This is a genomic window from Sandarakinorhabdus sp. (assembly GCF_041689835.1).
GTDB lineage: Bacteria > Pseudomonadota > Alphaproteobacteria > Sphingomonadales > Sphingomonadaceae > Sandarakinorhabdus.
The window spans coordinates 1-7,233 of record NZ_JBDNFM010000095.1 but is presented as its reverse complement, the minus strand read 5'-3'; the positions used below and the strand labels follow the sequence as shown (position 1 = coordinate 7,233).

Genomic DNA, 7,233 nt, shown 5'->3' with positions numbered 1-7,233 from the left:
CTTGCACCGGCTCGGGGTCAGGTGCGGCTTCGGCTACTGGCGCGGCGGCGGCGGTGTCTTGCGGTGCGGCTTCCATTGAGGGCGCGGGTGGTTCGGGCGTGCGCGGGGCGTCGGATATGTCGACGATTTCCACCGGCACGGCGTCGGTGGGCGCGGCCAGCATCGGCGTGCTGTGCTGCCACGCCAGGCTGAGCCCGGCGAGCAGTGCCAGGTGCGCGGCGGCGGCGCCGGCGATGCTGAGGCGTTCGGCCCTGGTGATTTTGGCTGTCACGGTGTTCTGGGTGCCGCCCCGCCGTCGGTGACGAGCGCGACTTTCTTGAACCCAGCGCTGTTGACGTCAGCCACGACAGCCATCACCCGGCCGTAATCCAGACTGCGATCGGCGCGCACATACACCCGCGCATCGTCACTGCGTGCGGAGCGCAGCGCGGCGAGCTTGGCGGGGAGCGCGGCGGGGGTGATGGCAAGGCGATCAACGAACAATTCGCCGGCGGCATTCAGGCTGATCTGGATCGGCGTCTGGTCTTGCGGCAGGCTTTGCGCCTTGGCGTCGGGCAGATCGACCGGCACGCCGGCGACCAGCAGCGGCGCGGTCACCATGAAGATGATCAGCAGCACCAGCATCACGTCCACCAGCGGGGTGACGTTGATTTCCGCCATCGGTTGGCGGCCTTTTCCCCTGCCCCGCCGCCCTGAGTTTGCGCCCATGCCCATTATTGCCCGTCCATGCCGTCAAGCTGGCGCGAGAGGAGACCCAGATACTCTTCGGCAAACGCATTCAGCCGCGCTTCGAGCCGGTTCACGCGGTGCAGCAGGCGGTTGTAGCCGATCACAGCAGGGATGGCGGCGAACAGCCCGATGGCGGTGGCGAACAAGGCTTCGGCGATGCCGGGTGCAACCACGGCCAGCGAGGTGTTCTGGCTGGCGGCGATGCTGGCAAAGCTGCGCATGATGCCCCACACCGTGCCGAACAGGCCGGCGAACGGCGCCACCGAACCGATGGTGGCGAGCGCGTTCAACCGATCCGACAGTTCGTCGATATCGCGGCCGATGGCGACGTTGATGGCGCTGGCCAGACGCGAACGCAGGCCATCACGGTCGATGCCGCGCCCGGTCTTGACGGCGAGGCTGCGGCGCCATTCGTTCATGCCGGCCAGGAAGGCGCGGGCAGACGGGTGATCGGCGCGGGAGGCGGGTTCATAAAGGCTGTCGAGATCCTTGGCCTTCCAGAACCAGTCTTCAAACTTGGCGGCTTCACCGTTCAGGCGCGACAGCCGGCGTGAGCGTTCAAGGATGATCGCCCAGCTCCAGACCGAGGCCGCCAACAGCCCGAACATCACCGCCTTCACCACGATATCGGCCTGAAGGAACAGGGCGAAAGGCGATAGTTCGGCAGCAGCTTTGAGGGCAATATCGGTTTGCATCAGGGTTCCTGGGCCAGAAGTTCGTGGAACCGCGCCATCCACGCGGGCGGTTGCCGGCGGGGGCGGCCGGCCGGATCGAGAAAGGCAGCGGTGAGCGTGGCCTCCAGCAGCGGCTCAGCGGCGCGGGTAATGCGCTGTTCGATGCGGCACGCGGCGGCACGGACCGAAAGTAGCCGGGTTTCGATGACCAGCACATCATCCAGCCGCGCCGGGCGCAGCCATTTGATCTGCATTTCGGTCACCGCATAGGCGCCTTCACCGGCCTTCACAGCGGCGCCGTGATCGATTCCGGCAACGCGCAGGAATTCGGTGCGGCCGCGTTCCAGAAAATGCAGATATTTGGCATGATACATGATGGTGGCCGCATCGGTGTCTTCGAAATAGACACGCTGGGCCAGGCGGTGGATGCCGCCATCGATGGCACCGGAGGGGGGAAGGGAGGCCATGGACATCAGATAGGGGGCAGCGCCGTGCACACGCAATGAAAAAGGGCGCCAGCGGCAGTGCCGCCGGCGCCCTTTCGGCAGTTTGAATGGGGATTAGTCCTTGACTGGACGCGCGTCGCGCTTTTCGACAATGCGGGCAGACTTGCCGCTTCGGCCGCGCAGGTAATAAAGCTTGGCGCGGCGGACAACACCGCGGCGGACGACTTCGATGGCTTCGATGCTCGGGCTGTACAGCGGGAACACGCGTTCCACGCCTTCGCCGAACGACATCTTGCGCACGGTGAACGACGAATTGATGCCGCGGTTCGAACGCGCGATGCACACGCCTTCGTAATTCTGGACGCGGGTGCGCTCGCCTTCCACAACCTTCACGCCAACGCGCAGCGTATCGCCGGCGCGGAACAGCGGGATGGTGCGTTTTTCAGTAAGCTTGGCAATCTGCTCGGCTTCGAGTGTCTGGATGAGATTCATCTCATTCCTCTTTCTTCTGTTGTCGCGCGCCAGAGGGCGAATGGACCCGATCATCCCGATGATGATCCCATAAGTCCGGCCGCCGTGACCGTGTGTCCGTTTCGGACTGCGTGCGCCGCCATTTGGCGATGCGCGCATGATCCCCCGATCGCAACTCTTCGGGGATATGGAGGCCTTCCCATTCGGGGGGCCGGGTATAGTGCGGGTGTTCAAGAAGGCCGCTTTCGTGGCTTTCCTCGATCCCACTTGAAGCCGCGCCCATTACACCGGGCAGCAGGCGCACGCAAGCATCCATCACCGCCAGCGCGGCAACCTCGCCGCCCGACAGCACATAGTCACCAATCGACACTTCCTCGATGGCGCGGCGCTGAAAAATGCGCTCGTCAAAGCCTTCAAAGCGCCCGCACAGGATGATGGCGCCGGGGCCGGCTGCCAATTGGCGCACGCGTTGTTGCGAAAGCGGCTTTCCGCGCGGTGTCATCGCCAGCACCGGGCGGCCATCGGCCACGGCATCGATGCCGCGGGCCAGCACATCGGCCTTGAGCACCATGCCCGGGCCGCCGCCAGCCGGTGTATCGTCGACGGTGCGGTGCTTGTCCGCGGCGAAATCGCGGATGTTGACCGCGTTGCAGGCCCAAATTGCCTCCGCCAGCGCCCGGCCGGCCAGGCTTTGGCCGAGGTGGCCGGGGAACATCTCCGGATACAACGTGAGGATCGTCGCTCGCCAGATCATTCCAGCCAGGCTTTGTCGACGATCAAGCGGTCAGGCTCTTCGCGCACCACATCGGCAACGAACGGCACCATGACCGATCCGCCCGCAGCCAAGGCGATATCGATGATGTCCGAAGCGCCGAAATTTTCGATGGATTTGACCGTACCGACCAATTCGCCGGCTTGGTCCACAACGGTGCGGCCAAGATAATCGGCGACATAATATTCGCCCTCGGCCAACGGCGGCAAGGCGGTGCGGGGCACGCAAAAGGTAAGCCCGCGCAAGGCTTCTGCCGCGTTGCGGTCTGTCACGCCTTCAAGCCGGGCGATGGCGGTGCCGGGCTTGTCGGCACGGATGTTTGCCACCACCAAGGCCCGCCCGCCCGCATCGAAACGGGCGTGGCGGGCGAGGATTAGCGCGTCGTCGGTGAACAGCTTCAGCCGCACCTCCCCGCGAATGCCGTGGGCGCCGGCAATGGCGGCCAGAACGATTTGATCGGCCGCCATTGCCGCTGCTCCTTATGCGGCGGTTTTGTCGTCGCCGGCAGCTTCAGCAACCGGAGCTTCGTCGGCGACTTCAGCTGCTGAGTTTGCTTCGACGGCTTCAGCAGCCGGCGCTTCCTCAGCGACAACCTCTTCCACCGGAGCGGCAGCAGCTTCGGCGGCGGCGGCGGCAGCAGCGGCGGCGGCTTCGGCGGCTTCAGCTTCAGCAGCGGCAGCAGTTGCAATGGCTTCGGCTTCGGCAGCCGCGGTAGCTGCAACGGCTTCGGCGGCCTTCTGGGCGGCCGTTTCCAGGCGCTCCTTGGCCTTGGCGCCCGGCTCACCCTTGTTCGGGTTGCTCTTCACGGCGCGGGTGCGCAGGCCCGCGGCATCAAGGAAACGGGCGACACGGTCGGTTGGCTGCGCGCCAACGCTCAGCCAATAGGCAGCGCGGTCGGTGTCCAGCTTCACGCGCTCGGCCGAATCCTTGGGCAGCAGCGGATTATAGGTGCCCAGCTTTTCCAGAAACTTGCCGTCACGTGGGCTGCGGTTATCGGACACGACGATGCGATAGAACGGACGCTTCTTCATGCCGCCGCGGGCAAGACGAATAGAGATAGCCATAGATATTTTCCTTCCAGTAAGTCAGTTGAAACAGGGGTTTGCAGTTATTTTTTGCCAAATTTGTTGAAGCCGGGCGGCAAGCCTCCCATACCGGGGCGGCCAAACATCCGGCCAAGCGCCCCCAGATCGATCGCACCGCCGGGGCCTTCGCCTGCTGGTGCGGCGCTGTCCGGACCGGGCAATCCGCCGCCTGAAAGGCCACCTTGGCCGGCCAGCATCTTCATCATGCCCTTCATGCCGCCCAACTTTTTCAGGCGCTTCATGGCATTGGCCATTTCCTGGTGCATCTTGAGCACCTTGTTGACATCCTGCACCGTGGTACCGGAGCCTTTGGCAATGCGGATCTTGCGCTTTGAGGTGAGGATTTCCGGCTTGCCGCGCTCCTTGGGGGTCATCGACAGGATGATCGCTTCCATGTGGTCGAGCAGCTTGGGCGCAACCGCGCCTGAATCCATCGCCTTCTTGGCGGCGCCCATGCCCGGCAACATCGCAGCCAGCCCCGAAAGCCCGCCCATCTTTTTCATCTGCGACAATTGCTGGCGCAGATCGTCCATGTCGAACTGGCCCTTGGCCAATTTCTCCGCCATCTTCTCGGCCTGATCGGCTTCGAAATTGGCGGCGGCTTTTTCAACGAGGCCAACGATGTCGCCCATGCCCAGGATGCGGCCGGCAACGCGGCGAGCGTCGAACAATTCCAGCGCATCAAGTTTCTCACCAACGCCGGCAAAGCGGATCGGTGCGCCGGTGACGCTGCGCATCGACATGGCAGCGCCGCCGCGGGCATCGCCGTCCATCCGGGTGAGGATTACGCCGGTGAGCGCAACGCGTTCCTTGAAGGCGCTGGCCACATTCCCCGCGTCCTGGCCAGTCAGGCTGTCCACCACCAGCAGGATTTCATCGGGCGTGGTGGCGGCGGCAATGGCAGCCATTTCGGCCATCAGCGCCTCATCAACGCCCAGGCGGCCCGCGGTATCGAGCACCACCACGTCAAAACCCTGCAGCCGGGCGGACTGGCGGGCGCGTTCGGCAATCTGCACGGGCGTCTGGCCGGCGATGATCGGCAGCGTGGCGATGCCGGCCTGTTCGCCCAACACGCGCAATTGTTCCTGCGCCGCCGGACGGGCGACGTCCAGGCTGGCCATCAGCACCTTCTTGCGTTCACGCGCGGCAAGCCAGATCGCCAGCTTGGCGCTGCTGGTCGTCTTGCCTGAACTCTGCAAGCCCACCATCATCACCACGGCCGGCGGGGTGACAGCGATCTTCAGCGGGGTCGGCTCGTCGTTGCCGCCCAGGAGTTCAACGAGGCAATCATTGACGATCTTGACCACTTGCTGGCCTGGCGTGACCGATTTGGTCACTTCGGCGCCGATAGCACGGGCGGTGGCGTTCTCGATGAAATCCTTCACGACCGGCAGGGCAACATCGGCTTCCAGCAACGCCACGCGCACCTCGCGCATGGCAGCGCGCACGTCGATTTCAGTCAGCGCGCCTCGGCCGCGCAACCGCTCGAAAATGCCGCCCAACCGTTCGGAAAGACTATCAAACAAAGCCCAGAGGCCCTTTCACCAAACTCGATTTGCCTCCAAATGGAAACGCGCCGGCGGGCGAAAACTCGCTGGCCGGCGTGCATCCTCGGACGCAATGCCTCCTCCCGGAGACAACGGACTTCATAAGCGGACGGGGCAGAGCGGTCAAGCACTGCGGCGGCGACCGAGGCCGGGCCGGCCGCTACCCCCCGTGCAACGGGCGCTTTCCAGCCTTTTGTGGTCATGTTAAACTATCGTCATATCATGGCGGAACCAAACAATCATACTTCGGAACTGCACGGGCGCCGCAGCTGGCCGCGAACCTTGGCCCGCCAGATGCTCGGCCCCCCGCTACCTGCGCCGCTTCAGGCCGAACTCACCCGCGATCTGGGCAATTATTTCCTGTCATTCGCCGCAGCCGGGCCGGTGGCGGCAGTGCTGGCTATTGCCACCGCCCTTTCGGTCAAGAGCTTGCTGGCGCTGTTCTTTGCCGGCCTGGCGCTGGCTGGGCTGGCTTTCGTCATTTATGCCTGCGGCGCTGTTCGCAATCCCTCGTCGAATGTCGATCTTGACGAGGTTGAGTCCCGATATGTGCTGGGGACCATCATCGTTTCAGTGGGGCTGGGCGGCATCGTCACCGCCTTGTTGACCCGGTCATCGCCGCTGGTCGTTCAAGCAGTGGGGGTGATGCTGGCATTGGCCACGCTGGGCGCAGCCAATGGCGCTGGCCCCGGCCGGCCGTTGATTGCCCTTGTACAGTTCCCGGCCGTCAGCCTGCCCATCGGCCTTTCACTGATCCGCTATTGGCCGGCGCCGTGGGGCGCGGGCGCTGGTGTGGGGGTGCTGGTGTTCGGGTTGCTGTGCGTGGCATTGGCGCGCCGTGCCTATGCTTCGCATACCGAACTGCTTCTCGCGCGCGAAACGCAGGGCGCCGAGCGTCAACGCCTCGAAACCGCGGTCCACACGCTGAGCCAAGCCGTGACCATCCTTGATGCCGATCTGAAAGTCGTGGTGATGAACCGCAGCGCAATGGTGTTGCTGGGTGTTGCGCCCGTCGATCCGAAAAATCCGCCAACCTTCGCCGAAATGCTGGCCGATGCGCCCAATATGCAAACTGCGGCCAGCAATCGCGAGGAGTTTCTGGGCCACGCCGCTCTGCTGGTGGGCACGCGCCAGGCGTTCAACGCGGCGCTGCATTTGAACGACAATCGGGTGATCGACATGGAATGCCAGCCGGTGCCCGATGGGGGCTGGGTAAGCGTGATGCGCGACAGCACCGGCGAACGCAATTCGATTGCCGAACTGAACCGCGAGATTCGCCGTTGCCCGGTTACTGGCCTGCCCAATCGCCGCGCTTTCCTCGAAGAACTGGATCACCGCCTTGCCAAAGGCAGGGGCTTTGCCCTGCTGCTGGTCGATCTGGATGGCTTCAAGCAGGTCAATGATCGCTACGGCCACGCCATGGGCGATCGTGTGATCACGCGGGTCGGCTTTCGTCTGCGCACTGCCGATCCCGGCCTGTTTGCCAGCCGCCTTGGCGGGGATGAATTT

9 protein-coding genes and 1 pseudogene are annotated in these 7,233 nt (G+C 64.4%); 1 reads left to right on the top strand and 9 read right to left on the bottom strand.

All coding sequences use genetic code 11. From position 1 onward, the window contains the following. The 9 genes and pseudogenes from ACESL8_RS04660 to ffh all read right to left on the bottom strand — a co-directional run. Positions 1-271, bottom strand: a pseudogene (locus ACESL8_RS04660) (hypothetical protein); the annotation flags it as partial. Continuing rightward, positions 268-714, bottom strand: a complete 447-nt coding sequence (tolR, locus tag ACESL8_RS04655) for a protein TolR (protein ID WP_372916459.1) — start codon at positions 712-714, stop codon at positions 268-270. The gene tolR and the pseudogene ACESL8_RS04660, both read right to left, overlap by 4 nt. Continuing rightward, positions 714-1,424: a protein TolQ gene (tolQ, locus tag ACESL8_RS04650; protein WP_372916457.1), complete on the bottom strand. Its 711-nt coding sequence runs from the start codon at positions 1,422-1,424 to the stop codon at positions 714-716. Before tolQ ends, tolR begins: the two co-directional genes overlap by 1 nt. Continuing rightward, positions 1,424-1,870: a YbgC/FadM family acyl-CoA thioesterase gene (locus ACESL8_RS04645; RefSeq protein ID WP_372916455.1), complete on the bottom strand. Its 447-nt coding sequence runs from the start codon at positions 1,868-1,870 to the stop codon at positions 1,424-1,426. Before ACESL8_RS04645 ends, tolQ begins: the two co-directional genes overlap by 1 nt. 93 nt (positions 1,871-1,963) lie before the next feature. Further along, on the bottom strand, positions 1,964-2,341 hold the full coding sequence (gene rplS / locus ACESL8_RS04640) for a 50S ribosomal protein L19 (RefSeq protein ID WP_372916453.1): 378 nt from the start codon (positions 2,339-2,341) through the stop codon (positions 1,964-1,966). A gap of 1 nt (position 2,342) precedes the next feature. Next, positions 2,343-3,074: a tRNA (guanosine(37)-N1)-methyltransferase TrmD gene (trmD, locus tag ACESL8_RS04635; protein ID WP_372916451.1), complete on the bottom strand. Its 732-nt coding sequence runs from the start codon at positions 3,072-3,074 to the stop codon at positions 2,343-2,345. Continuing rightward, on the bottom strand, positions 3,071-3,559 hold the full coding sequence (gene rimM, locus ACESL8_RS04630; protein WP_372916449.1) for a ribosome maturation factor RimM: 489 nt from the start codon (positions 3,557-3,559) through the stop codon (positions 3,071-3,073). The genes trmD and rimM overlap by 4 nt, the downstream gene beginning before the upstream one ends. A 12-nt stretch (positions 3,560-3,571) precedes the next feature. Then, on the bottom strand, positions 3,572-4,156 hold the full coding sequence (gene rpsP, locus ACESL8_RS04625; RefSeq protein WP_372916447.1) for a 30S ribosomal protein S16: 585 nt from the start codon (positions 4,154-4,156) through the stop codon (positions 3,572-3,574). Between the two features lie 44 nt (positions 4,157-4,200). After that, positions 4,201-5,703, bottom strand: a complete 1,503-nt coding sequence (gene ffh, locus ACESL8_RS04620) for a signal recognition particle protein (protein ID WP_372916445.1) — start codon at positions 5,701-5,703, stop codon at positions 4,201-4,203. A 315-nt stretch (positions 5,704-6,018) separates the two neighbouring features. Here ffh and ACESL8_RS04615 point away from each other — a divergent pair. Next, on the top strand, positions 6,019-7,233 hold a 1,215-nt coding region (locus ACESL8_RS04615; protein WP_372916443.1), incomplete at its 3' end, for a diguanylate cyclase domain-containing protein.